Source organism: Mycobacterium lacus, from assembly GCF_010731535.1.
Lineage (GTDB): Bacteria > Actinomycetota > Actinomycetes > Mycobacteriales > Mycobacteriaceae > Mycobacterium > Mycobacterium lacus.
In genome coordinates this window covers 597668-622551 of record NZ_AP022581.1, presented here as the reverse complement: position 1 = coordinate 622551, position 24884 = coordinate 597668, and the positions used below count along the sequence as shown (strand labels likewise).

23 protein-coding genes, 1 tRNA gene and 1 pseudogene are annotated in these 24884 nt (G+C 66.9%); 15 read left to right on the top strand and 10 right to left on the bottom strand.

Annotation, left to right across the window (positions count from 1 at the left end; all coding sequences use genetic code 11):
- Nucleotides 1-5 precede the first annotated feature (5 nt).
- Complete coding sequence (locus tag G6N24_RS03040) at nt 6-449, top strand: lipoprotein LpqV (RefSeq protein ID WP_372514526.1); 444 nt, start codon at nt 6-8, stop codon at nt 447-449.
- Nucleotides 450-542: 93 nt separating this feature from the next.
- Nucleotides 543-1616 (top strand): patatin-like phospholipase family protein, encoded by a 1074-nt coding sequence (locus tag G6N24_RS03035; RefSeq protein ID WP_085161757.1) that lies wholly within the window; start codon nt 543-545, stop codon nt 1614-1616.
- On the opposite strand, the gene G6N24_RS03030 is transcribed toward G6N24_RS03035, so the two are convergent.
- From G6N24_RS03030 to G6N24_RS03005, 6 genes are all read right to left on the bottom strand, one after another.
- Complete coding sequence (locus G6N24_RS03030) at nt 1617-2483, bottom strand: patatin-like phospholipase family protein (RefSeq protein ID WP_085161749.1); 867 nt, start codon at nt 2481-2483, stop codon at nt 1617-1619.
- Entirely contained in the window at nt 2480-3346 is an 867-nt protein-coding gene (locus G6N24_RS03025) for a class II glutamine amidotransferase (RefSeq protein ID WP_085161748.1), read from the bottom strand. The genes G6N24_RS03030 and G6N24_RS03025 overlap by 4 nt, the downstream gene beginning before the upstream one ends.
- Nucleotides 3347-3358: 12 nt before the next feature.
- Complete coding sequence (locus G6N24_RS03020; RefSeq protein WP_085161747.1) at nt 3359-3832, bottom strand: SRPBCC family protein; 474 nt, start codon at nt 3830-3832, stop codon at nt 3359-3361.
- Between the two features lie 10 nt (nt 3833-3842).
- Nucleotides 3843-4898, bottom strand: coding sequence for an NAD(P)H-dependent amine dehydrogenase family protein (locus tag G6N24_RS03015; protein ID WP_085161746.1), 1056 nt, complete (start codon nt 4896-4898; stop codon nt 3843-3845).
- Nucleotides 4899-4976: 78 nt separating this feature from the next.
- The gene (locus G6N24_RS03010; RefSeq protein WP_085161745.1) at nt 4977-6608 is read right to left on the bottom strand and encodes a long-chain fatty acid--CoA ligase; all 1632 of its coding nucleotides are present in this window, start codon (nt 6606-6608) and stop codon (nt 4977-4979) included.
- A gap of 98 nt (nt 6609-6706) precedes the next feature.
- Complete coding sequence (locus G6N24_RS03005) at nt 6707-7855, bottom strand: YncE family protein (protein WP_085161756.1); 1149 nt, start codon at nt 7853-7855, stop codon at nt 6707-6709.
- A 551-nt stretch (nt 7856-8406) separates the two neighbouring features.
- Here G6N24_RS03005 and G6N24_RS03000 point away from each other — a divergent pair.
- The 3 genes from G6N24_RS03000 (at nt 8407) to G6N24_RS02990 (ending at nt 12295) form a co-directional block, all read left to right on the top strand.
- Nucleotides 8407-9567, top strand: a complete 1161-nt coding sequence (locus G6N24_RS03000) for a methyltransferase (RefSeq protein ID WP_085161744.1) — start codon at nt 8407-8409, stop codon at nt 9565-9567.
- A gap of 122 nt (nt 9568-9689) precedes the next feature.
- On the top strand, nt 9690-10802 hold the full coding sequence (locus tag G6N24_RS02995) for a flavin-containing monooxygenase (protein WP_232070857.1): 1113 nt from the start codon (nt 9690-9692) through the stop codon (nt 10800-10802).
- 164 nt (nt 10803-10966) lie between these two features.
- On the top strand, nt 10967-12295 hold the full coding sequence (locus G6N24_RS02990) for a cytochrome P450 (RefSeq protein WP_232070678.1): 1329 nt from the start codon (nt 10967-10969) through the stop codon (nt 12293-12295).
- Here the strand turns inward: G6N24_RS02990 and G6N24_RS02985 are convergent.
- Nucleotides 12261-13052, bottom strand: coding sequence for a DUF427 domain-containing protein (locus G6N24_RS02985; protein WP_085161741.1), 792 nt, complete (start codon nt 13050-13052; stop codon nt 12261-12263). The genes G6N24_RS02990 and G6N24_RS02985 overlap by 35 nt on opposite strands.
- 76 nt (nt 13053-13128) lie before the next feature.
- On the opposite strand from G6N24_RS02985, the gene G6N24_RS02980 reads away from it, so the two are divergent.
- Nucleotides 13129-13641 carry a nitroreductase family deazaflavin-dependent oxidoreductase gene (locus G6N24_RS02980; protein WP_232070677.1) on the top strand — a complete coding sequence of 171 codons (513 nt, stop codon included), beginning with the start codon at nt 13129-13131 and terminating at the stop codon, nt 13639-13641.
- 4 nt (nt 13642-13645) lie between these two features.
- Here G6N24_RS02980 and G6N24_RS02975 read toward each other — a convergent pair whose 3' ends face one another.
- The 3 genes from G6N24_RS02975 to G6N24_RS02965 all read right to left on the bottom strand — a co-directional run bounded on the left by G6N24_RS02975 (nt 13646) and on the right by G6N24_RS02965 (nt 16347).
- On the bottom strand, nt 13646-15241 hold the full coding sequence (locus tag G6N24_RS02975) for an esterase-like activity of phytase family protein (protein WP_085161754.1): 1596 nt from the start codon (nt 15239-15241) through the stop codon (nt 13646-13648).
- Nucleotides 15242-15295: 54 nt separating this feature from the next.
- The gene (locus tag G6N24_RS02970; protein WP_085161753.1) at nt 15296-16090 is read right to left on the bottom strand and encodes a hypothetical protein; all 795 of its coding nucleotides are present in this window, start codon (nt 16088-16090) and stop codon (nt 15296-15298) included.
- 183 nt (nt 16091-16273) lie between these two features.
- Nucleotides 16274-16347, bottom strand: a tRNA-Leu gene (locus tag G6N24_RS02965).
- 319 nt (nt 16348-16666) lie between these two features.
- Here G6N24_RS02965 and G6N24_RS02960 point away from each other — a divergent pair.
- From G6N24_RS02960 to G6N24_RS23820, 9 genes and pseudogenes are all read left to right on the top strand, one after another.
- Complete coding sequence (locus G6N24_RS02960; protein ID WP_085161740.1) at nt 16667-17569, top strand: type IV toxin-antitoxin system AbiEi family antitoxin; 903 nt, start codon at nt 16667-16669, stop codon at nt 17567-17569.
- A gap of 2 nt (nt 17570-17571) precedes the next feature.
- Nucleotides 17572-17755 (top strand): annotated as a pseudogene (locus G6N24_RS02955) (nucleotidyl transferase AbiEii/AbiGii toxin family protein); the annotation flags it as partial.
- A gap of 182 nt (nt 17756-17937) precedes the next feature.
- Nucleotides 17938-18381 (top strand): transposase, encoded by a 444-nt coding sequence (locus G6N24_RS23825; RefSeq protein ID WP_179963428.1) that lies wholly within the window; start codon nt 17938-17940, stop codon nt 18379-18381.
- 49 nt (nt 18382-18430) lie between these two features.
- Nucleotides 18431-19378: a DDE-type integrase/transposase/recombinase gene (locus G6N24_RS25655; protein WP_163745394.1), complete on the top strand. Its 948-nt coding sequence runs from the start codon at nt 18431-18433 to the stop codon at nt 19376-19378.
- An 835-nt stretch (nt 19379-20213) separates the two neighbouring features.
- On the top strand, nt 20214-21212 hold the full coding sequence (locus tag G6N24_RS02940; protein ID WP_085159095.1) for an acrylyl-CoA reductase family protein: 999 nt from the start codon (nt 20214-20216) through the stop codon (nt 21210-21212).
- Between the two features lie 33 nt (nt 21213-21245).
- Nucleotides 21246-22217 (top strand): NADPH:quinone oxidoreductase family protein, encoded by a 972-nt coding sequence (locus tag G6N24_RS02935; protein ID WP_085159097.1) that lies wholly within the window; start codon nt 21246-21248, stop codon nt 22215-22217.
- Between the two features lie 111 nt (nt 22218-22328).
- Nucleotides 22329-23579, top strand: coding sequence for an acyl-CoA dehydrogenase family protein (locus tag G6N24_RS02930; protein WP_085159099.1), 1251 nt, complete (start codon nt 22329-22331; stop codon nt 23577-23579).
- Nucleotides 23576-24544, top strand: a complete 969-nt coding sequence (locus G6N24_RS02925; RefSeq protein ID WP_139822312.1) for a phosphotransferase family protein — start codon at nt 23576-23578, stop codon at nt 24542-24544. Before G6N24_RS02930 ends, G6N24_RS02925 begins: the two co-directional genes overlap by 4 nt.
- On the top strand, nt 24541-24879 hold the full coding sequence (locus G6N24_RS23820) for a DUF6285 domain-containing protein (protein WP_179963461.1): 339 nt from the start codon (nt 24541-24543) through the stop codon (nt 24877-24879). Before G6N24_RS02925 ends, G6N24_RS23820 begins: the two co-directional genes overlap by 4 nt.
- Nucleotides 24880-24884: the final 5 nt, after the last annotated feature.

The following is a 24884-nucleotide window of genomic DNA, read 5'->3' as shown; positions in this document are numbered from 1 at the left end:
ACGCTGTGCGCTGGAGCCGTCCTGACACCCTGCAATGGGGGATGGTCGCAGCAGCGGCATGCTTGTCGGCCGTCACCGGCTGCTCGCATAGCGGCGTCAGCGGCACGGATTCATCCTCGTCGGTGCCGTCATCGAACGTTTCCAGTTCGCTGCCGGCGGGGGCCGTTGGCATCTCCCCCACCGGGGTAACGACCAGGGTCGACGTGCCCGCGGAGTCGACCGAAGAGGAGTATTTCCAGGCCTGCCACGCCGCAAAGATCTGGATGGAGGCCCAAGTCCGGCCCGAAGGGACCCCAAAGTCGTTGGTCGAGCCCTACCTGGCGATGGTTCAGGCATCGAAATCCGGCGCCGCCGGTAGCTGGAATGTCCGGTGGGCAGATCTAACCCCAGCCAGGCAGGCGGCCGTGATCACCGCCGCGCGGGCCGCCGCCAACGCCGAATGCGGGTAGCGCCGCTGAGCAGCCTCGTGCAATTGCGATCTGGGGTGCAAGAAAATGCCGGCCGGTTCGGTCCAGGGACGTCCCGCCACGCAGAATGAAGGCATGCCCATGCCGGCAGCCGTGCGCTCACGCGGGTCGTCGACGCCTCGCGTCGCGTTGGCGCTCGGCAGCGGCGGCGCCCGCGGGTACGCCCACATCGGAGTGATCGAGACGCTGCGCGAACGGGGTTACGACATCGTCGGGATCGCGGGTTCGTCGATGGGAGCGGTGGTCGGCGGCGTGCAAGCGGCCGGACGACTCACCGAGCTCGCGGACTGGGCGAAGTCGTTGACACAGCGCACCATACTGCGACTGCTCGACCCGTCGATCACCGCGGCCGGAGTGCTGCGGGCCGAGAAGATTCTGGACGCGGTGCGCGACATCGTCGGCCCCGTCTGCATCGAGCGACTGCCCATCCCGTTCACCGCGGTGGCGACCGACCTATTGACCGGCAAGTCGGTGTGGTTCCAGCGCGGGCCGCTCGACGAGGCGATCCGGGCGTCCATTGCGATACCTGGAGTGATCGCCCCGCACGAAGTCGACGGCCGACTGCTCGCCGATGGCGGAATCCTGGACCCGCTGCCGATGGCACCGATCGCCGGGGTCAACGCCGACCTGACCATCGCGGTGAGCCTTAACGGCAGTGACGCCGGGCCCCCTCGCGATGCGGAGCCGGGAGTCACCGCGGAGTGGTTGAACCGCATGGTGCGCAGCACCTCCGCGCTGTTCGACGCCACCGCCGCCCGGTCGCTGCTCGACCGGCCGACGGCGCGGGCGGTGCTCAGTCGGTTCGGCGCGGCGGCCCCGGATACCTGGTCGGAAGACAGCGACGTCGACCCGAGCCCGACGACCCGCGACGACCCCGCGGAAACGTCCGCCGCTCCGGAAGTCCCCAAGATGGGCAGCTTCGAGGTGATGAATCGAACGATCGACATCGCCCAATCCGCGCTGGCGCGCCACACGCTGGCGGCCTATCCGGCCGACTTGCTGATCGAGGTGCCGCGCTCGACATGCCGAAGCCTGGAGTTCCACCGGGCGGTGGAAGTCATCGCCGTCGGCCGCGCCCTGGCCACCCGTGCCCTGGACGCGCTCGAAATCGAAGCGGAGAAGCCGGCCCCGCCCGCGATCGACGGCTGATCAGATCCCCAGCGCGCGCGTGATGACCTTGGCTTCCCGGCGGCCCTGCTCACGCCCGGCCCGCGCCGAGCCGATGCGGCAGCGCGGATCCAGCGGGTTGGGCCCGAAGGCCGCCAACGAATCGCCGTCGGCGAACACGGCGAACGCCGTTCCGCGAAACGCCGCGATCTCGGCGGCCGGCCCGGCCCCGAACGGCGACGGCGCGTCCGCGCCGGCGGGCACGAACACCACCGCCACCTCGCAGTCGTCGGCGGCGCCGAGGTTGATCGAGCTACCCACGCCGCCGTCCATGTAGCGTCGACCGGCGATCGTCGCCGGCGGCCACGCCCCCGGCACTGCGCAACTGGCCGCCACCGCGTCGACCAGATCAACACCTGAATCTCGGTCGAAGACGACCAGTTCGCCGGTGGCGACGTCGATCGCCGTGACCCGCAGCACCCGGTCCGGCCAGCGGTGCGACGGCAGGCGCTGCGCGATGACCGCGCGACGGACGGGTTCGGCAACGGTTTGCGTCGCCAGCGCCACCGCCCCGATGCGTTTCATACGCTCCCGTTGCTCCCGGTGCGAGGTGCGCGAATCGCCCAACGCGGCCAGGAAGAGTTCGGTGACGGCATCGATGTCGACGCCGGGATCGATCTCGGCCGACGTCTCGGCGACTTGCCGGGCGAACAACTCGTCGAGCGGGCGACCGCCGCTGATCGCCGCGGCGACCGCGGCCCCGGCCGACGTCCCGACCAGCACATCCGAATCCAGCAGCAGCCGGGCAGCCGCGGGCGACTCGTCGGCGATGCCGCACAGAACGCCTGTCTCCCAGGCGATTCCCGCCAGGCCCCCGCCGGCCAACACCAGCGCGCGCCTACTGGTCATGTCCGCCCGCTGCTGTGCTGAGCCAGCTCGACCGGCGCACTCAGATCGGCCCGCCGGATCGCGTAGCGGGGCTCGTCGGGCAACACCAGCTTGCGCGTGACCCGCAGCGCGGCGTCCACGTGGACCAGCTCACCCGGGGTGAGCAAACTCCAGCGCGGGTCGTCGTCCATGGGTTCGGTGGCGAACACCGACGGCCGCGCGCGCAGATGCTCGGACCACGCGCGGATTCGTTTGGTGCGCAGATCGAACTCGGGCAGCCCGTCCAAGCGTCGGTCGTGGACATAGAGCTTGTGTGGCTCGGGGTAACGCAGTGCCCATATATCGGTGGCCGTGCTCAGCAGCACGTTGACCGCATAGATCGGGACGTTCGAAGCGAGCCATCGCAGGGCGTCGACCAGACCGGCCAATTCGTCGCCCTCACGGCCGCGGATCGAGGCGGTGATCAGGGCGAATGTCCGCTCGGAATCGGTTTGGCCCGATGCCAGATCGTCGGCGCCGACCTCGCGCAGCCGTTCGTCGATGGCGTCGGGACCCTCGAGCACCCCGTTGTGCGCGAACATCCGGCCGTCCCGCAGGAACGGATGGGTGTTGTGGACGTCGAGCGATCCCGTCGTCGCATAGCGCACGTGCGCGACGAAGGTGGTCCCGGTCAGCTGGTGCGCTGCGGTGGCGAATTCGACGTGTTGCCAGGCCGCGATCGGCTCCTTGTGCAGCTCGGGCCGGCCGTCCTCGCCGAAGACACCCAGGCCCGTGCCGTCCGGGTTCCGCCTGCTCCGCTCGGCCAGGCTGTCCGGGGCGTCCAGCAACCAGAACGTGGCGGTGCACGCGTCCGCCCCGGCGTGCGGGCCGAAGAGTCGACACATGAGATCGCAGTCTCAGCGCACCAACTGGGCGGACAGTTCCTCGAGCACGCGACGTGCGTAGCCCTTCCACATCCTGGCAAACAGCGGCAGCACCGGCGCGGCAGCGGCCGACCTCGCGTGGATCCGCCATTGCCAGGTCACCGTGGTTCCGGTGCCCGCGGGCGCGAAGCTCCACCTGCCGTCGACCGAGCTGACCAGTGGCGCCAACGGACCCGTGATGCCGGAAAGCGTGTAGCCGAACGACCGCGGGGGATCAACGCTGGTCAGCTCCTCGCGCACGCTGCCGCCGCCGACCATCATCACGACGCGGGTCTGGCCCGCCGCATCCCAGGCACCGGTTTGATCACGCACCTCCTTGATCGGCGGGATCGGCCCGTACCAGTGCGAACAAATCAACGGCAGCGATATCGGCAGCGTGCCGCCGAACGCAGCCTCGACGGTGACGGGTATTGCTCGCGATTGCTCAACAACGACAGACCTCGCCATGTGATTCCTCCTAGCGCGCCAGCCCGGGAGCGGCCCGGCCGGTGATCAGCGGCAGATCGAAGAAGCTTTGGATGCCCGCCGGGGCGGCGCAGGTGGCGGGTATCGCATTGACGCAGTGCGCTGCGGTCGCGACGATACCGGGGTTGCTCGTCAACCCCGCCGCCACGCTCTCCGGCTGCCATCCCTTGACGGTCACGAAGGTGTCCGGGTTTCCGCGTACCTCGATTTCGTAGCGTTCCCCTGCCGGCCCGAAAGACCAAGGCGGATCAAGGTTTTCCGATCCCATTAGCCAGTTCACGGTGATCTGGACGACCACGGTGTCGCGCACCAGCGCCTCCCAGGTGAAGCGGCGCCCGGCGACCTGCCCGGGCTCGATCATCCCGATCGGCGAGTCGATCGGCGCGGTCGCGACGGCCACTTCCTGCGATGTGCGGACCTCCGGATCGGCGGCGAAGCCCAACCGGTCGACACACAACCGGACGGACTGGCTGAATCCGCCATCCAGCAGTTTTTGCATCGGCCCGGTCAACGCCCCATCCGGTGTGCCACCGAAGCCCATCACATAGCGCAGCACGTCCGGCGCTCCATACGTGCGCAGGTCCGAAAACTCTTCGGAACGAACGAAAGTCACGCCCGTCGACATCACCGACAGCAGCAGCGGGAACAGCTCGGTGGCGGCGCCGGGGCCGATGCCCGCGCCGTGCAGCGTCGCGTTTCCGGCCTGGGCGGCGACCTCCAGCGGGGCGGCCTCCTTTTCGCTCGGGTAGAACCAGCCGAGCGGGGTGACGACGTTCTTGCCGGACGAAAGCAGCGCGGCGACCTCCTCGACGCTGGGCAGCAACGGGGCGTAGATCACCGCATCGGCATCGATCGCCAGCACATCGTCGATGTTGTTGGTCGCGACCACGCCCAGCGGCGCGGTGCCGATGATCTCGCCGACGTCCTTGCCGCTCTTCGCCTCGGAATGCACCCAGCAGCCGACGAGTTCGAGGTCGGGATGCTCGAGCACACCCTTGATCGCGGCCACACCGACCGACCCCGTTGCCCACTGAACGACCCGCAACATGTCCTCACCTTCCTACGCGAGCAGACGCAGAATCGCATGTTTCGGGGCGAAACTATGCGATTCTGCGTCTGCTCGCGCTCAATCGCGCGCCTCCACCACCCAGTAGCCGTGCTCGGCGTAGCGCGACCGGATGGCCTTCTTGTCGTACTTGCCCACACTGGTGCGCGGAATCTCGTCCACGAATGTCCACCGCTCGGGCAACCACCACCGAGCGACCCTGTCCGCGAGGAACGTTCGCAGCTGCTCGGCGCTGACCGGAGCGCCTTGCCTGACGACGACGACAGCGAGCGGTCGTTCCTGCCAGCGCTCGTCGGGAACCCCGACGACCGCGGCCTCGAGCACGTGGGGGTGCGCGATCAGGCAGTTCTCCAAGGCGACCGAGGAGATCCATTCCCCCCCTGACTTGATGACGTCCTTGGCCCGGTCGGTCAGGGTGACAAAGCCGCGGGCGTCGATGCGACCCACGTCGCCGGTGCGCAACCAACCGGAGTCGAACTTGGACTCGTCACGCCCCAGGTAGTACGAGCCGGCAATCCACGGGCCGCGTACCTCCACCTCGCCCACGGCATCGCCGTCGTTGGGCAGGACCTGGCCGTCGTCGTCGACGATCCGCATCTCCACCCCGCACACCGGTTGTCCTTGGGTCGCGCGGAATGCCCAATGCTGGTCCTCCGAGGTGCCCGGCGGCGGCCAGGCCATCGTGGCCATCGGCGACGTTTCCGTCATGCCCCACAGCTGCCGGATCTGGACGCTGTGCTTTTCCTCGAAGGCGCGCATCAGCGATACCGGAACGGCCGAGCCACCGCACACCACGAGACGCAGCGACGACATGTCGTGGTCGGGATCGTTCTCGAGTTGGTGCAGGACGTCGTTCCAGATCGTCGGCACCGCGCCCGCCACCGTCGGCCGCAGCCTTTCGACCATGTCGATCAGCGATCGGGGGTCGAGGTAGCAGTCGGGCAACAGCAGGTCGGCACCCGCCATCAACGCCGCATACGGCAGCCCCCACGCGTTGGCGTGAAACATCGGCACGATCGGCAGCACGCGATCGCTGGCCCCGATGCCGACGCCGTTGGCGGTGCAGGCCGCCATCGTGTGCAAGAAGCTCGAACGATGGCTGTAGACCACGCCTTTGGGATTGCCGGTGGTGCCGCTGGTGTAACACATCGCGGCCGCGCAGTTCTCGTCGATCCGCGGCCAGTCGAAGTCGGGGGATTCGGCGTCAATCAATTCGGCGTAGCGCAGCACCGTCTTGCCCGACTCCCGCAGCGGCGCCATGTCTTGATCGCCGACGGCGATCACGGTGTGCACGGTCTCGAGCTTGTGCAGGACCGGGGCGAGCAGCTTGGCCAGCGACAGGTCGACCAGGACCACGCGGTCTTCGGCCTCGTTGGCGACGTAGGCGATCTGCTCCGGGAACAGCCGGATGTTGAGGGTGTGTAGCACGGCGCCCATCGCCGGCACCGCGAGGTAGGCCGCCAGGTGTTCGGCGTTGTTCCACATGAACGTTGCGACGCGGTCATCGCCGGTAATGCCCAGGCGGCGCAACGCGTTTGCCAGCCGGGCCGCCTGTTGACCCACTTCGCGGTAGCTGCAATGGCGGTAGCCGTCACCGGTCGCGGTGGTGACCGTGCGTGCCCCATGAACACCGACGCCGTGACGCATGATGGCGGTGATCGTCAACGGGAAGTCCTGCATCGTGCCGTACATCGATGTACCGCCTTACGGATCTCGGCGCAGCACCGCCTCAAGGGCCGGTGGGGCGAATGCTATCGCCGCGCGGTGCCGTAAGAAACTTCTCCCCCGAGCTAAACCAGTGCCGCCTCGCGCCGCGGCAGCTCAGGCACGGTCCACTCGATCCCCGGCGCCATGGTCGAGGCGACCGGCGCCACGGTGACCGTGCCGGAGTAGTCGGCGACGTACAGGTATTGCCCGTCCGGGCTTTCCACCACGCACGACGGCCGCTTGGCGACCCGGACCGTACCGATGACGTCGTGGGTGAGCGTGCACAGCACGGTGATGCAGTCGTGGCTGACCAGGTAAGCGCGGTCGCCGTCGGCGCTGAGCGTCAGGCCGGTGAGCAGACCGCCGACCTCGCCGACCTTGCAAGTGGCGGTGACCTCCTTGGTGCGGGTGTCGATGACGTCGACCAGTGCGCCGAGATCGGGACCGCAACTGGCGACGTAGGCCACGGCACCGTCGGGGCTGAGCGCGACGTCGCGAACCGCCGCACCGATCTCGATGGTGTCGACGACGCTCAAGGCGGTCCGCCCGCATGGCGTCCCCGATCGACCGGGGCCCTTCTTACGGCGCCAACGCGCGCGGCCGTCACGGCCGGACGGCGCGCGGGTTTCGATCACGACAACCTGGCCGCCGGATGGTCCGTTGGTGCCGACGTATACGCGATCGCCGTCGGGGCTGACACGCACGCATTCCGTGGTGATGCCCGGAGCCCGGGAAGTTTCTGCGACGTCGAGCACCTGGCCGGTCGTGGTGTCAAGGACCGCGACGTCGGCGGCTCGAACGCCATTTCGGCTGGCGTACACGTACTTTCCATCGGGGCTCACCGCCAGGTCGCTCACGCTGAGCGCCAGCGGATGAGACGCGATCACCGCGTTGGTGGACAGGTCGATCACATCGATCGCGTCGTAGGCCGTCGACACGGTGCTGACATAGGCGCGGTCGGTTGCCGCGGGACCCGCGGCGATCGCGAAGGGTTCGTCGACGTCGGCGACGGTCGCCACGACCCGGCAAGTGTCGGTGTCGACGACCGACACGCTGTCGCGGCCGTAGTTGGTGACCATCAGTCGGCCGCCGTCGGAGCTGGTGGCGATGCCGCTGATCGGACCGTTGTGCACCGGAATCTGGACCACCGGTGCGGTGCGGATCTCGAAGGCCTGCTCGTCGTGGTCGTCACGGGCGGCCTTGCGGCCGTTCACATCTCGCTGCGGGCTCACGCTGGCCACCGCCTTTGCTGTGTCGTCGAACCTCCACGCGGGCGGCAGGCGTCGCGCGGCTCTGTGCGACCCCGATAGCCCCGGGATTGGCCGGATTTCAGCACCAGAAGGCGCTCTCATCGCTTTGTTGACACGAGTCTAGCGGCCGAATTTCAGGCGAAAAGAATTCGAATTCGGCGTTGTTACCTACATCACGTTAGGGGCTTAGGTTCCGCTCAGGCTGTGTTTATCCACCATTCGGCGAGTCGTTCATGGGCAAACTCATCGATACATATTGGCCTGTTGATTCAGCTACCGCCGCTAACGGCTGGTACGCATGCCCCGCGCCCGCTGGGTAAGAAATTCTTATAATTCAGTGCCGAAAGAGGTAAATATCACACTATGGCGCGAGTTCGTATCTGAACAGTTTCGCAGGTCGACCTCGCCGACGCCGAACCGGTCGGCGATCGCGGCGTGCGGCGAAGATCGCCGCCCGGTGAACCACCGGGCCCGCGCCACCGTGTCATTACACGTACCCGACGTCGGAAGCCAAGGGGAGGGGCCGTGACGCGATGGTGCTCGACGTAGCTCCCGCCGCCCGAATCGGCGCTCCCCGGCGCGACATTCAGCGCGAGCGGCTCATGATGCGCGCCTTCCAGAACCCGATCCTCGGCCCACTGTTGCGCCGGTTCGGCGGCCCGCAGGACATCCTGCAGATGGGGATGTCGTTTTGGTCTTCGCGCCTTGTCCTTTCGGCGGTCGACTCGGGTCTTTTCACCGAGCTGGCCAACGGACCCAGGTTCGAGCAGGAATTGGCCGACGCGCTGGGATGGCATCCGCGTGCCGCGGGTACCGCGTTCGACGCGTTGGTCGCCGCCAGACTGCTGCGGCGTGACCGAGCGGGGCGGTATACCAACACGATCCGTAGCGCCGTGTTCCTCGATCGTGCCAAGCCGAGCTATGCCGGCGGGCTGATGGAGCTGTCAAGCAAGCGTTTGTACGACCTTTGGTCCGGCCTGGACGACCTGTTGCGGACCGGCCGCCCCGGGGCCCAAGAAGAACGTGGGGACAACGAGTTCTTCGCCACGATGTATCGTGACCCATTGGCGCTCAAGGCCTTTCTGACCGGGATGACGGGCATATCGACCGGCGAGGCGATGCTGCTGGCGGCCCGGTTTCCGTGGCAGCGCTTCCGCACGTTCGCCGACATCGGTTGCGCCCAGGGAGCGCTTCCTGTGCGAGTCGCACTGAGCCACCGGCATTTACGCGGCACAGGATTCGACTTCCCGGTCGTGGGGCCGATATTCAGGGAGTACGTGACGTCCTTCGGACTCGAAAACAGACTGAGCTTCGTCGCGGGCGACTTCCTTGAAGTGCCGCTGCCACGCGCCGACGTGATCTCCTTCGGCCACGTGTTCCATGGGCGAAACCGGCGGATTCGCCAAGAGCTGGTCGCCAAGGCGTACGCCGCGGCCCCGGCGGGCGGGGCCGTGATCGTCTACGACGCGATGATCCGGCCCGGCCTCGGACAAAGCCGCCACAACTACCAAAGCCTGCTGTCCAGCCTCAACATCATGCTGGAATCGCGCGAAGGCTACGAATCCTCCACCACCGCATGCGCGGACTTGCTTCGGGCGGGTGGTTTCACCCGAGTCAAGGTACGCCACCTCATCGGTCCCACCTCGGCGGTGTTCGGCTACAAACCAGGCCGGTTGCCGCCCATCGACGGGTGAGGAAGGAAGCTATGCAACGAAATTCCCTGTCGGGCAAGCGAGCGGGTGCGCTTAGGCTGGTCGAGAACGGGGCATCGAAGTATCAGGTCGTCGTTGTCGGCGCCGGCCCGGCGGGGATCTCGATGGCACTTAGCCTGCGGGACCGCGGCTTGCGTCCGCTGCTGATCGACCGGGCCGATGCGGTCGGCTCATCCTGGCGCGGATGCTACAACCGGCTGAAACTCAATACCTGCAAGCAGTTCTCGCACCTGCCCAACCGGCCGTATCCCAAAGGCACACCCGTCTTTCCGACACGCGATCAGGTCGTCGACCACCTGGACCGGCACGCCCGCGAGGACGGGATCGAATTGCGGCTCAACACCGAGGTGCGCCGCATCGACCCGGGACCGTGCGGCCACGACGGCTGGTGGCTGCACACCACGACGGGCGACATCGGCTGTCGCCAAGTGGTGATCGCGACCGGATACGAACACACACCGCGAATTCCGGTGTGGCCGGGCGTCGATCGCTTCACCGGTCAGGTGCTGCATTCGTCGGCCTATCGCGATCCCGGGCCCTACCAAGGTAAACGCGTGCTGGTCGTGGGAGCCGGCTCGTCGGCGATGGAGATCGTCCACGACGTGGCTACCGGTGGAGCCGCCACCGCCTGGCTTGCGGTACGCACCGTGCCGAACATCATGCTGCGCTCGTTGCCGGGCGGGCTGCCGTCCGATCTCATCGCGACGCCGCTATTTCACGCGCCTATCTGGCTCGCCGACGCGTTGGCCGCGTTGGGACGCCGGGTCAGCATCGGAGACCTCTCCTCGTTCGGATTACCGGTGCCCGCCGAGGGGGTGTTCACGCGCGGGATCAGATTGGGCCGGGCACCCGCAATCGTCGACAAGGAGGTAATCCAGGCAATCCGCGACGGTTCGTTCGAGGTGGTCCCCACGGTCGAGCGATTCGACCGTGACTGCGCTTGGCTGGTCGATGGGCGACGGATTGCACCCGACGCGGTCATCTGTGCCACCGGGTATCTGCGCGGGCTGGAGCCCCTGGTCGGGCACCTCGGGGTGCTCGACGAGCGCGGGATGCCCAGGGCGGCCGGCGAGGCGCCCGCCGACGCGGGCCTGCGGTTCATCGGATTCCAGTCGCGTCCCGGGCTGCTGGGTTTTGTCGCCAAGCAGTCCAAGCACGTTGCCAGGCGCATCGCGGAGGAACTCGAAACGGCCCCGTCGCCGCATCGAGTCTGCTGACTTATCAGCAAACTAATGTGATACGTTATCACTTTACTTATCTAAGTTATTCAACATGCGCGCAAAATGTTTTGTTGAACTAATTACTTTGCCTGTTCGTACTAGTTGTCATGAGTCCTCTACAGACGGCGGGGAGGCGGTCTGCACCTGAGGCTTCGGCGGGGGTGCGAAGCCACCGATTTGAGGACTGGCTGCGCTCGGTTCGCGTCGGGCTGAATCCCGAGACCTACTTCCGCCAGCGAGCCGACCAGCGAGAGCCATTCGTGGTGATCTTCCCGGGCCTGGGCCCGGTGCATTTCTTCACGACCGCGGAGGACTCCCGGCGCATTCTGACCACGCCGCGGGAGGCCCTGTGCGCGCCAACGCCCAATCCCATCGAACCGATCGTCGGGCCCAACTCGGTCATCTTGACCTCGGGTGAGCAGCACCGCTGCCAGCGGCGCTTGCTGTCGCCCGCCTTTCACGGAGCCCACCTGCGCCAGCGGGCCGACTCGATGGCGACCGCGGTGCTCGCCGAGATAGCTGCCTGGCGTCCGGGTGATCGGGTGGCACTGCACCACACGGCGCAATCGATCACACTGCGGATCATCATCGAAACGGTGCTTGGGGTGAGCCATGATCGCACGGGCGAGTACGCCGAGGTGGTCACGAAGCTGATGAACGCCAACACCGCCCCACTGATGTTGTTGCCGGCCCTGCGCAGAGACTTTGCGGGCCTAGGCCCTTGGGCTCGACTGGTGCGCCTACGAACGCAATTCCAGAGCATGCTATTCGGCCAGATGGAGCAAGACCGGCGGTGTCCGTACGCCGGTCGCGACGCCGTCCTGAGCCAACTGTTGTGTGAAACCGATGATACGGAAGCTTATTTCGATGAGGACGACTTGCTGCAGCAGTTGCGGACCATGGTGATCGCCGGCCATGACACCACCGCCGCCGTCCTGGCGTGGGCGCTCTACCACATTTACCGCGACACCGGCGTGCGCGCCCGGCTGGCCGACGAGCTGTCCACCGATCCGGCGCCGCATGAGATGCCGAAACTGCCCTATCTGTCGGCAATCATCAAGGAAACACTGCGGATGCATCCCGCGGTACCGATCGTGTTGCGCAAGCTGGTCGAGCCGCGGTCCATTGGCGGTATCCAGTTCTCAGCCGGTGATGTCGTCGGAATCGCAGTGCCCGCAATACATTTCCGCGCTAGCGTCTGGCCCGATCCGGAGCGGTTCGATCCCGATCGCTTTCTCGATCACAACCCGGCCCCGTTCGAATACCTGCCATTCGGCGGTGGCCACCGCCGTTGTCTGGGAGCCGCATTTGCCACCTATGAACTGGCCATCGCGATCGGGACGATGGTGCGCACCGTGGTGCTGTCCATGCCGCAGGCCGAGCGGCGCAAAAACCCGCCCCGGTCGGTACCGCGCGGCATCGCCGTCGTCCCGCGACGCGACGTCGAGCTGGTGGTCACCGGCCGTTGTCAAGCGACGCCGCGTAGCTGAACTGGGTGCGCGGCCGAGGCAGTGCGACACCGTCGACAATGATGTCGAGCTCCTCGTTATAGAACGCCACCAGACCGGCGATCGCGGCGACGGCTGGTAGCGGATAGTGATACGTCCACGCGAGGTCGCGGTGCACGGCCTCACCTGCACGCACCGACCAGTAACCCGACGTCGTGCCCTTATACGGGCACAGCGTCTGCGTGGAGCTAGGTTCGAGGTGCTCGAACGCGATGTCGGTTGGATCGATGTAATACCTTGTGGGTAAACCGGTCTCGAAGAGCAACACCGGGGATCTGGTGTTGGCGAGCACGACGCCGTCGAGTTCCACCCGGACATGGCGGTGCGACCGCAGCGCGTCGACCCGCGAATACGGATTGCGCGGGTGGCCGTAGATCGGCTCGTCCTCCTCGAACCACCGCAGCGGATCCCATTCGAACCGCACCAAGCCCGCGACCGGACTGTCACTGTCGACGTCGAATACGCGTGCGGCGCCGGGATGGGCCTGGCCGGCACCGACCAACGAGTGCAGCCGCGACGGGCCGAATTGCAGCTTCTGCGGATGGTTTTCGTCGCGCAGGAACTCGGTGCGCACGGCGGACAGCGGGACGTAGTACCGCGGGTAGTACGGCACCTCCCACACGTAGCGCGCGGCGGTGGTGTCGAAGACGAGCTCATCGGCGAGAAAGCCGCGGACCCGGCGCGGGGCGGGCTCGATTCTTCCGCGCGTGGCGGCCATCTGGGGGTAGTCGTTCGTCATGTGTCACCTACTGTCCTTGGCGGCCGGGCCGGCAGCGGATCACCCGCCCGTCCAACCTATCGAGTACCGTCGACCCGTGGCACTTAGGCGGGAAAGCCCGGTTCGCGGGCGGCGACTGCGGCTCTACGAGGCGCTCATCGAGCGCTTCATGATGACTCCGATCGGCTATCAGTTCCTACTCCACCTGGCCCCGCGTATCGACAAAGTGGTGATTCCTCTGACACGGGGCCGGCTGAGCTCGGCCGGATTCGACAAGGTCGGCCTCGTCACCACGACCGGCGCCAAGTCCGGACAGCCACGCACGCAGCCGCTGGCATTGCTCGAAGACTCCAACGGATTGCTGGCCATCGGGTCCAACTACGGGCGCCCCAACCACCCGGCCTGGAGTGCCAACCTGCTGGCGCACCCCGAATGCACGGTCGAGTTCATGGGCCCACCCAGGCAATACCGGGCCGAGCTGCTCACCGGCGCCGCCCGCGCCGCGGCCTGGGCCGCGGCGGCTGACTTCTACGCCGGCTACGAGCGCTACCGCGCGAGCTGCGCGCCCCGCGAGATCAGGGTCTTCCGGCTGACGCCGATCGCTGGCTAGGCGGTCAGCCGACCGTGATCGGTATCGTCATCTGTTCCGTTTTGGCGGGCAACTTGGTCGTGTCTACCGACAGAATCTCGCCGCTGTCCTGTGCGCCGTTGGGCAGCATCTTGGGCTTGAGCCGAAAGGGCGGAACAGCGGAAGCCAGCCCGGCCAGCCCGAAATCGCTGTCGTTGGCGACAATCAGCGTCTTTCCGCCGTCCGGCGTGATGACGCCTTCGATCTTGTCGTGCCCGAAGAAGTCGCCCTTGGCATTCAGCGAACGCACCAACGCCCCCAGATCGAGCTTGAGCGTCTTGGCGGCAACGGTGATCCCGGCGGCCTTGAGTCTGACGACGGCGTCCGCGTCGGTACCGACACCGACCAGGGTCTCGAGCGGGACGCCGTTGACGAGCAGCCCACCGGCGTCGGGCTGATAGGACGCCCCCGGCACCGTCGAACGGGGGCCGACGTCGGTGGCGCCGGCAATGTCAGCCAGGTAAATCTTCTTGTCGCCGTCGGGCGCGGTCTTGTTGTCACGCTCGTCGATCAGGAACTCGGTCGCGCTTAGCGCGGTGATCTCCGAAACCGCGACGTTCGTTTGCTGGGGATTGGCCAGCGGATACAGATACTCGTGCACGATGTTGCGGTCGACGAGGTTAATCGTCACGATGCGGGTCACCGGTACCGACTTGGCGACACCTTGCAGGCCCGGCGTCTGGATCGCCGACTGCATGATCCCCACCAACGTGTTGCCGTCAGGGGTCATCGTCAGCCCCTCCATCCCCTGATTGGGCGCGCGTAGCGGCAATTCCCGGGGCAGCGTCCCATCGAACGGCGAAAGGCGTTCCAGCTCTTTGCCTTTGGCGTCGAAATGGATGATGTACGGGCCGTATTCGTCGGACACCCAGAAGGTGCCGTCGGGCGTGGCGGCCAAGCCCTCGGTGTCAACGCCGTAATCGGAAGGCGGCAGTGGGGCGCCGTTGAGGTCCACCAGCGCCTCGCCCGTATTCGCGTGCGGGTCGACGAGCCCGACCAAGGGAGTGCCATCCGGCCCGTGCAGCGTGATGGTCCGCTCCACCGTCGCCACGCCGTCGGCCAGTTTGAGCTTGGCTATCTGCGGGTTGTAGTCGGGTACCGGAATCACCTTTTCGTTGGGGGTGCGCCCGTCGACATTGGGGCCGCGGTCGGTGAGGCCGTAGATTTCATCGGTGCTGCCCGGCACCGCAGCGATCCCGGACCCGTGCGCACTGGCCTTGATGGCGACGCCGCCGATGGTGGCCAGGGGTAGTTGATCCTCGGCGTAGAGCTTGACGGCGCGACTGACGGTGACAGTCAGCTGATCGGTCCCCGTGAAGCCGGCGTCGGGGGTGTAGATCATGGCACCGTTCGCGCCGTACGACATCTTGCCGTGCGCAGGCTTGCCGAACGCCACCGGCGTCACGCCGCCCGTTGCGGCCAACAGCTGGTCCGGGGGAATGGTCAAGGCCGTCCCGGCCGGCGTGGTGAAGTCCACTTTGCCCAGATGCAGCGCGTTCGAGTCCGACGTGCCCGGCGAGCAGGCCGTCAGCAGGATTAACACCGTTCCCGCGGCGACCGCCCACCTTGTCTTACGTGTCATGAGCATGGCCTAGCAATGTTAGGTGACCGGCCGGTGTACGCAAGGCAAGCGCCGCTAGTGCTTCCGCTCGCGCACCTTGTAGGTCGAGGGCCACGACTTGCGAGACTCGTCGCCGGTCAGCGGGGTTCCCATCCCACCGACCCGCACGTCGTAGGCCTCCTTCCCCGCACCCACTTCGCGATTCGCGTGTTCCTGGGCGAGGTAATACAGCTCGTCGATCGTGGCCTCGTCGTATGCAACGAAGGAGGTTTCACGGACGACGTCATTGATGCCGGCAAGCATCCGGGCGGGCAGGATTCGCGACACCAGCGCCGCCACCCCGAACAGCGAGAACGGAATGACCCAGTAACAGACGAACGATAGCGGGGTGTTTCTGTCGAGAATCGTGGCTTGGGTTCCCACGCGACCATGCACGATTGGCGGGATCGCCGACGACACCGTCATGGCGGCGAACACGGCGATCCACATCCAGGTCAGCAGGCCGGTGATCCGCCCCAACAGCTCGGTATTGACTACGTCGGGAGGCTGTTCCGGTGCGGCGAAGTCATGCACGAACGGCTTGCCGATCAGCGGGCCGACGAGCGCCACGAGGAAGATCCCAAGGTTGCCAAGCGGCAGGAGCCACCGCTGGACGGGCGATTCGCCGCTCGCGAATACCACCACCGTCAGTACTGAAAACGTTGCGATAGAACCGATTTCGAAGACGCTGCCCGGCGCATCCGTGACGCGTCCGACTACGAACACGGCGACGGCGAGTGCGAGCGCCGCCGACACGGCGATGCCGAAAGGAGCGTTGCCGACAAGCGCCCAATAGACGATCCATGGCGCAAAGCCAAACAGCATGCCCACGATGGGCCAGTGTATGGCCGCCGGATCACCGTGGCGCGGCGGCGAGGTCTCTCCGCCGGGGGGCGCCAAGGGCGCCAACTGAGCCCTACTTGCCCGCCTTGCTCAGCTGGCTATGGTCGGGCATGGCAGCCCGGCGAGCTCATCTCGCTAACACGAAAAATGCGCTCACCTGCCCAAACACCGTGCCCCCAGTCGGACTCGAACCGACACTTGACGGATTTTAAGTCCGCTGCCTCTGCCAATTGGGCTATGGGGGCGTTGCAGTTCAGAACCTAGTTTGCGGCGGCACTAGCGGCGAGGGCACTGGTCGAGCGTCGTCGCCGCTGTTGCGTTTGCAATGAGCCGTTGCACGACCTGCACGTTAGCGCCTGCACTGATTGCCCGTGATGACCCGGTCACCCGCTAAGGCTAAGGCGCGTCTCTTGTGCTCTCGCCGTTGCACCGCACCGCCGCCAGCCCGTACACGGCGCTTGCGTTCGACACGGATTTCGTACTGAATCCGTCTGAAACCCGTTCTTGAGTCAAGTTTACTTGAGTTTGGACCGTGTTGCGTACGAATACAGTACAGTTTCCGGTGTGAACTCACGGGCGGTCGCGAGCCCCGCCGGCGCCGATCGGCGCATCCCCACCTGGGCTTCACAGGTGGTGTCCGGCCTCGCGCGCGATCGGCCTGCGGTCGTCACAAAAGCGGATCTGACGCTACGACTTGCAGAGGCCGGGTGTGAACGCGACCCCGACTCCGCCATCCGCGAACTGCGCCGCATCGGGTGGCTGGTACAACTGCCGGTGAAAGGAACGTGGGCATTCATTCCCCCCGGCGCCGACGCAGTCTCTGACCCGTATCTACCGCTGCGGTCGTGGCTGGCCCGCGACCAGGACGCAGGTTTCATGCTGGCTGGAGCATCGGCAGCGTGGCACCTCGGATACCTGGACCGCCAACCGGACGGCCGCATCCCGATCTGGCTACCGCCGGTCAAACGGCTCCCGGACGGCCTAGCCCCGTATGTGTCCGTCGTGCGCATCCCCTGGAACGCGGCTGACACCGCACTGCTTGCTCCGCGTCCCGCGTTGCTGGCACGGCGGCGCCTCGACATCGTCACGTGGGCGACCGGGTTACCGGCGTTCGGCCCGGAAGCACTACTCGTTCAAATCGCCACGCGCCCCGCCTCTTTCGGGCCGTGGGCCGATCTTGTCGCCCACCTCGACGAACTCATCGCCGACTGCAGCGACGAGCGCCTCGAGCGTCTGCTGTCCGGCCGGCCGACATCGGCCTGGCAGCGCGCAAGCTACCTGTTGCACACAGCCGGCGAACAGGCACGAGGCCAGGCGCTCCTGGCCAAGCGCCAAACACGAGCGATGCCGGTGGCCCGATTCACCACCCCGCACAGCCGCGACCGCGGCGAAAGCGTCTGGGCGCCGGAGTACCAGCTCGTCGACGAGGTCGTCGCACCGCTGCTGCGCGTCCTCGGCAAGGCGTGAGTGTGGCCGGACTGACCCGCGCTCATCACGCGTCACGCTCTTGGCCGAGCCGAAGCATACGACGCCGCTTTGCTCGACGTCGCCCGGGACCACCTGCTGTATCTGCTGTCCCAGGCTGTGGAGTTCGGCGATAACCGCCTGATGTTCAAAGGCGGTACCAGCTGGCGGAAATGCCGGTTGGGCAATCCACGATTCCGGAAACCGACCCTTCCAGCGGGTTCTGTTGTTCGGCCGTTCATCACGACTATGACCTGCTCCGACTTCCGCTCGGCGCTCCGCCACTTCCCTCTCTGGCAGGGTTAGTTGAGACAGCAGGGTTCGAAAATATCTGACCAGGTATTGAGGGCAAGTAAGGATTGCAACGAACAATGACGGCGACTTTGGCTGAGGTCCGGAAGGGTAGCGCCGATGATGAAGGCGTGGGAACCGATTCGGCCCAGGGTCCGCGGGCGGATCGTCCCCGGCGGCGCAACTTCACCCCGGAGTACAAGGCGGCCATTGTGGCCGAGTACGACGCGTTGACCGAGCCGGGTGCGCGGGGTGCGCTGCTTCGGCGTGAGGGCCTGTACTCATCGCACATCGTGGAGTGGCGGCGAGCGCGCGACGCGGGCGCGTTGGACGGGCTTGCCCGGTCAGGCGGTCGTGGTAAGGACCGCGACCAGGCCGAGATCGAACGGCTACGGAAGCGGGCCGAACGGGCCGAGGCCGAGCTTGAACGCACGAGGGCCGCGTTGGATCTGGTGGGAAAAGCACACGCGCTCTTGGAGACGCTCTCCGAGAGCACGGGCACGCGGCCCGGGTCGAAGAAGTGATCGCACAGTTGCTGCCCGAGGTGGAGCGGCTGACCTCGACCGCGAAGGCGTGCGCGCTGCTGGGCCGCGCGCGAGCCTGTATCGGCAGCGCAACCGCCCTGCCGGTCCACGCCGCAAACCCGGGCCGAGCGGACCGCCGCCCAATGCGCTCGACGCGGCCGAGCGCACGCAGATCCTTACGGTGTTGTGCCAGCCGCGCTTCGCCGACAAGGCGGTCGCCCAAGTGTGGGCCGAGCTGCTCGACGAGGGCGTCTACCTGTGCTCGCAGTCCACGATGTACCGGATCCTGCGCACGCACAACATGACCCGCGAACGGCGGCGGGTAGCCACACACCCGCCGCGGGTCAAACCCGAGCTGGTCGCCCACCAACCCAACGACGTGTGGTCCTGGGACATCACCAAATTGGCGGGACCGGTGCGCGGCGAGTTCTACCAGCTCTACGTGATGCTGGACATCTTCAGCCGCTACCCCGTCGGCTGGCGCGTCGAGTACCACGAGGACGCCGACATCGCCCAGGACTGGATGGCCGAGCTGACCGCGCTACACGGGCGGCCCGGCGCGATCCACGCCGACCGGGGTTCGGCGATGACGTCGAAGAACGTCGCCCAGCTGCTAATCGACCTCGGCGTGGCGCGCAGCCACTCGCGCCCACGGGTGTCAAACGACAACCCGTTCAGCGAATCCCAGTTCAAAACGCTGAAGTACCGCAACGATTTTCCCGAACGGTTCGACTCGATCGAGCACGCCCGCACCTGGTGCAAAGACTTCTTCGACTACCTGCGCCACGAGCACCGCCATTCCGCGCTCGGCCTGCACACACCGGCGTCGGTGTACTTCGGCACCGCCGCCGACATCCAGGCCAAACGAGCCCGGGTCATGGCCGATGCCTACGCCGCCAACCCCAACCGGTTTAGCAGCCCACCACAGCCCCCGAAACTACCGACCGCGGCATGGATCAACCCACCGACCCCACAACCGAAAATAGTGTCCACATAGTGAGACGCTGTCTCAAACACCTTGACAGCTACCGCTTCACAACCCAGCTGCTTATAGGCCTCGCCGTTACGGGCAATCACGCTGTGGCACAACGCAACCACCCCAGTAGGGCTACTCCGGTGCCGAGACGGACCTTTCCTGTTCCGCGATGTACTGTGCAACCATTCCGCCCTCCTTACCCCGGTGGGTACATAGGCGCTGCGCACACCAAGATCTCCTCGCCGTCCATGGCCTTCGCCCAGTGCAAAGAGACTCGGCTCCCACATTGTCACCATTACGAGGCTGCAAGGTTCCTCATCGTACGGACGGGTTGCTTGCTCGCCGCCCAAAGCGGCTTTGTCATGACACTTCGACGGTGGGGTCTCCCTTTCCGCCGGCCACCAGCTACCGGGCTGCTTGGTCATTATCCGGACCGGACTCTCACCGGCAAGCCCATCGCAGCTTGACAGGACACACTGTCACCATCGGCTTATTCCCCTGGTCTTCGCCCGACGCAGGCCGGGCAGACGGGCCTCTCCCCTTCCGAACCAGACTGGGTGCACGTGCCGCCCCCCATACCCCGGAAGAACCCGCCCAACTAACCCCGGACCAGGGCTCGACGGACATAGGCCTTCACCGTGATATGAGCGGCTCGGCTCCTCCATTGTGGGTCTGACGAGGCTGCAGGACTCGCACCATCCGGCACTACGGCCCGCGCACTTGCTCCCTCCAAAGACGCCTTCGACACCCCGCTTAGCCCACCGCCTCTCAACGACGAACCGGGGCCTTTTACCCGGCCCTCCGGTGCCTACCGGGACTTGCAGGACGCAACATCAGGTGGGTTTAGCGTCGAACCATGGACACGTTTCAAGCATTGGTCGCGCACCAAGACGGAGATCGGATAACCGCGTCGGTGGAGACGCTTCGAGCGTCCGATCTGCCGCCGGGTGAGGTGACGATCCGGGTGCTGTATTCCAGCGTCAACTTCAAAGACGCGCTGGCGTTGACGCCAGGCGGCGGCGTGGTGCGCCACTACCCCGTCGTCCCGGGCATCGACCTGACCGGGGAGGTCGCCGAGTCGCAGTCACCCAATTTCGCGAAAGGCGACATGGTGCTGGCCCACGGTTATCAGATCGGAACCGGCCACCACGGCGGCTACGCGGAGTATGCCCGGCTGCCCGCCGATCAGGTGGTTGCGCTGGGCGCGCTGAGCCCGCGTGGCGGCGCGGCGATCGGCACCGCCGGCTTCACCGCCGCGATGAGCGTGCAGGCGCTCATCGACTGGGGCATCGCGCCCGACGCCGGGCCCGTCGTCGTCACCGGCGCCAGTGGCGGCGTCGGCTCGATCAGCGTGGATCTGCTGGCCGCGGCCGGTTATCAGGTGGTGGCCTCGACCGGCAAAGACAGCGCGATTGAACTACTCAAAAGCCTTGGCGCAGCGGAGGTCATCGGCCGGCTGCCCGCCGATCCCGATGCGAAACCGCGGCCGCTGGCCACGGCGCGCTGGGCGGCGGCGGTGGACTGCGTGGGCGGTGCGACACTGGCCGATGTCCTCAGCGCCGTCGACTTCCGGGGCGCCGTGGCCGCCAGCGGATTGACCGGAGGGGCTGCCTTGCACACCACGGTGATGCCGTTCATCCTGCGCGGTGTCGCGCTGCTGGGGATGGATTCCGTCCAGATGCCGATCGGTCCGCGGCGTGAACTCTGGGCCCGTCTCGGCGATTCACTGCGGCCCCGTCATCTGGCCGCGATCACCACCGACGTCGACGTCAAAGACGTTGTGGGCGTGCTCGACCGGGTGCGCGCCGGGGCCTTCTCCGGCCGGGCGGTGGTTCGGATCGAGGGCGGGTTCTAGATTGAGGCGACCGGGGTTGACAACGGAGGTGGCATGCGCGCGGTACGAGTGACTCGGCTAGATGGTCCGGACGCGGTCGAGCTGGCGGAGGTCGACGAACCCGCCAAGGAGGGCGTGGTCGTCGACGTGCACGCCGCCGGCGTCGCATTCCCCGATGCGCTACTCACCCGCGGCCTTTATCAATACCGACCGGAGCCGCCGTTCGTGCTCGGAGCCGAGATCGCCGGGGTGGTGCGATCGGCTCCGGATGACGCGCACGTCCGGCCCGGGGACAGAGTGATCGGCCTGACGATGCTCACCGGCGGGATGGCCGAGGTTGCGGTGGTGTCGCCCGACCGAGTGTTCCAGCTGCCGGACAACGTGACCTTCGAGGCCGGCGCCGGCGTGCTGTTCAACGACCTGACCATGTACTTCGCGCTGAATGTCCGTGGCCGACTGCAGGCGGGCGAAACGGTGCTGGTGCACGGGGCAGCGGGCGGAATCGGAACGTCGACCCTGCGGCTCGCGCCGGCGCTTGGGGCATCCCGCACCATCGCGGTGGTCAGCACGCAGGAGAAGGCCGACATCGCGACGGCGGCCGGCGCGACCGATGTGGTGTTGACCGAGGGGTTCAAGGACGCGGTGAAAGAGCTGACGAGCGGCCGCGGTGTCGACGTCGTCGTCGACCCGGTCGGCGGCGACCGCGTCACCGATTCGCTGCGCTCGCTTGCTCCGGCGGGACGGCTGCTGGTGATCGGCTTCACCGCCGGTGAAATTCCCACCGTGAAGGTCAACCGGCTGCTGCTCAACAACCTCGACGTGGTCGGCGTCGGCTGGGGCGCGTGGGCCGCAACACACCCCAGCGCGTTGGCCGAGCAATGGGCTGCACTCGAGCGGCTGCTGCGCTGCGGTCGGCTGGCCCCTCCCGAGCCGGTGGTCTACCCGCTGGATCAGGCCGCGGCCGCCATTGCATCCCTGGAGAACCGCACCGCAAAAGGAAAAGTCGTACTACGCGTCCGCGACTAATGCGCGTCCACCTGACAGCCCGCGCGAGCAGACGCAGAATCGCACCGACAAGCCGCGCACAATGCGATTCTGCGTCTGCTCGCGCCTCGTACGGCGCTTAAGGAGATCAACGTGGATTTCGCTCTGCCAGAACATCTTCCGGACCTGCTCGCCCAGATGGACGAATTTATCGAGTCCGAGATCAAACCGCTGGAGCGCCGGCACATGCAGTATTTCGACCATCGCCGTGAGAATGCCCGCACCGACTGGGACCACGGCGGCATCCCGCGGCCAGAGTGGGAGGACCTGCTGGCCGAGATGCGCAGGCGCGCCGACAGGGCCGGATGGCTGCGCTACGGCCTGCCGTCACGGTTCGGTGGCCGCGACGGCACCAACGTCGACATGGCCGTGATCCGAGAACACCTGGCGCACAAAGGGCTCGGGCTGCACAACGACCTGCAGAACGAGTCCTCCATCGTCGGCAACTTCCCGCAGGTCATCATGCTGGACCGGTTCGGCACCGACGCCCAGCGGAAGGAGTGGACCGAGGCCCTGATCACCGGGGAGCGGTCGATGGCGTTCGGGCTGACCGAGCCCAACCATGGGTCGGATGCCACCTGGCTGCAGACCCGCGCCGAGCAAGACGGCGACGGCTGGGTGATCAACGGCGCCAAGCGGTTCAACACCGGCGTCCATCGCGCCACCCACGACCTGGTGTTCGCCCGCACCTCGGGCGAGCCGGGCCAGGCCCGGGGCATTACCGCGTTCCTGGTGCCGACCGACGCCCCCGGCTTCACGGTGCCCTACTACTGGTGGACGTTCAACATGCCGACCGACCACGGCGAGGTCGAGCTCAACGACGTCCGGGTGCCGGCCGACGCTGTGCTCGGCGAGGTCGACCACGGCCTGGACGTCGGACAGACCTTCCTGCACGAGAACAGGATTCGCCAGGCGGCCAGCAGCCTCGGCGCCGCGCAGTACTGCATCGACCGGGCCGTGGCGTACGCCAACGAGCGCGTGGTGTTCGGCAAGCCGCTGTCGGTGAACCAGGCCGTCCAGTGGCCGTTGGTCGAGCTGCAGACCGAGGCGCAGATGGTGCGCCTGCTGGTGTACTACGCGGCCTCGCAGCTGGACCACAACCATCACGTGGAGGTGTCCGACAAGGTCACAACGGCCATTTCCCAGGCCAACTACCGCGCCAACCGGCTGGTGTGCGAGGCCGCCGATCGCGCCATGCAGGTGTTCGGCGGCGTCGGCTACAGCCGTCACGAGCCGTTCGAGCACATCTACCGCCATCACCGCAGGTACCGGATCACCGAGGGCGCCGAAGAGATTCAGATTCGCCGGGTTGCCCAGCGGCTGTTCCAGTTTGGCAAGAAGTGACCCAACTATCCGACGGCCTGGCCGCGGTGTTGCGCCCAATCCTGGGCGCCGAGGTAGCCGTCGACAATCTACGCGCGCTCACCGGCGGAGCCAGCCGCAGCACATGGGCGTTCGACGCCGCCACGGACTCCGGACGCCGGTCGCTGATCCTGCGCATCGGGCCGCCCGATGACGTGCACGCCGGCATGGAGCTGGAAGCTCGCGTCCAGGCGGCGGCGGCGGCCGCCGGGGCGCCGGTGCCGCACATCCTGGCCGCCGACGATTCGGTTGCGTCGCTGGGCAATCCGTTTCTGATCTGCGAAGAGGTCAGGGGCGAAACCATCGTCCGGCGCATCCAGCGTCAACTCGACGAGACCGGCCGGCGGCGGCTGCTGCTCCACTGCGCGCAAGCGCTGGCCGCCATTCACCGGGCCGATTCGGGCTCACTCGGCCTGGCCCGCGAGGACCCACTCGTGCAGTGGCGTGCACGACTCGATGCCATGGGCGACACCACAGCCACCTTCGAATGGGCGTTCCGCTGGCTCGTGGCCCACCGTCCCGCGCCGTCGCCTGAGGTTCTGGTGCACGGCGACTACCGGATGGGAAACCTCGTCGTCGACGGTTGCGACCTTGCCGCCGTGCTGGATTGGGAGCTGGTGCACGTCGGGGCGGCATACGAGGACCTGGCCTGGTTCTGCGTGCGTGCCTGGCGGTTCGGTGCGCCGGCCGGCCAAGGGGCCGGCGGCCTGGGTAGTGTCGAGGACTTCCTGCGGGCCTACGAGGAGGCCAGCGCGGCGACCATCGATCGAGACGTGTTTCGCTGGTGGCTGGTGCTGGCCACGCTGCGCTGGGGAGTCATTTGCCGCTACCAGGCGGAGCGGCACCTGAGCGGGCAGGCTCGCTCGGTGGAGTTGGCGACGATCGGGCGCCGGGTCTGCGAGAACGAGTGGGATCTGCTCGACCTGCTCGAGGGGGATGCATTATGACCGGCGGCTACGGCCGCCCGACCGCTGCCGAACTCGTGGCCGCGGTCGCGGAATTCCTAGCAGGCGATGTCCGGCGGGCGACCAGTGGGCAGGTCAACTTCCACGCCAGAGTCGCCGCCAACGCGCTGCGCATCGTCGAACGAGAACTGCGGGCCCCCGGCGACGCCGACGTCCGCGCGGCCCTGACGGGCCTCGGGTACGCCGACGAGGCCGCGCTCGCCGCCGCGATCCGGTCGGGCGAACTGGACGCCCGCGCCGACGAGGTCGTCGCCTGCCTGCGGACACTGGTGAGACATCGGTTGGCCGTTGCCCACCCCGGGTACGCCAGCGAATAGGAGTC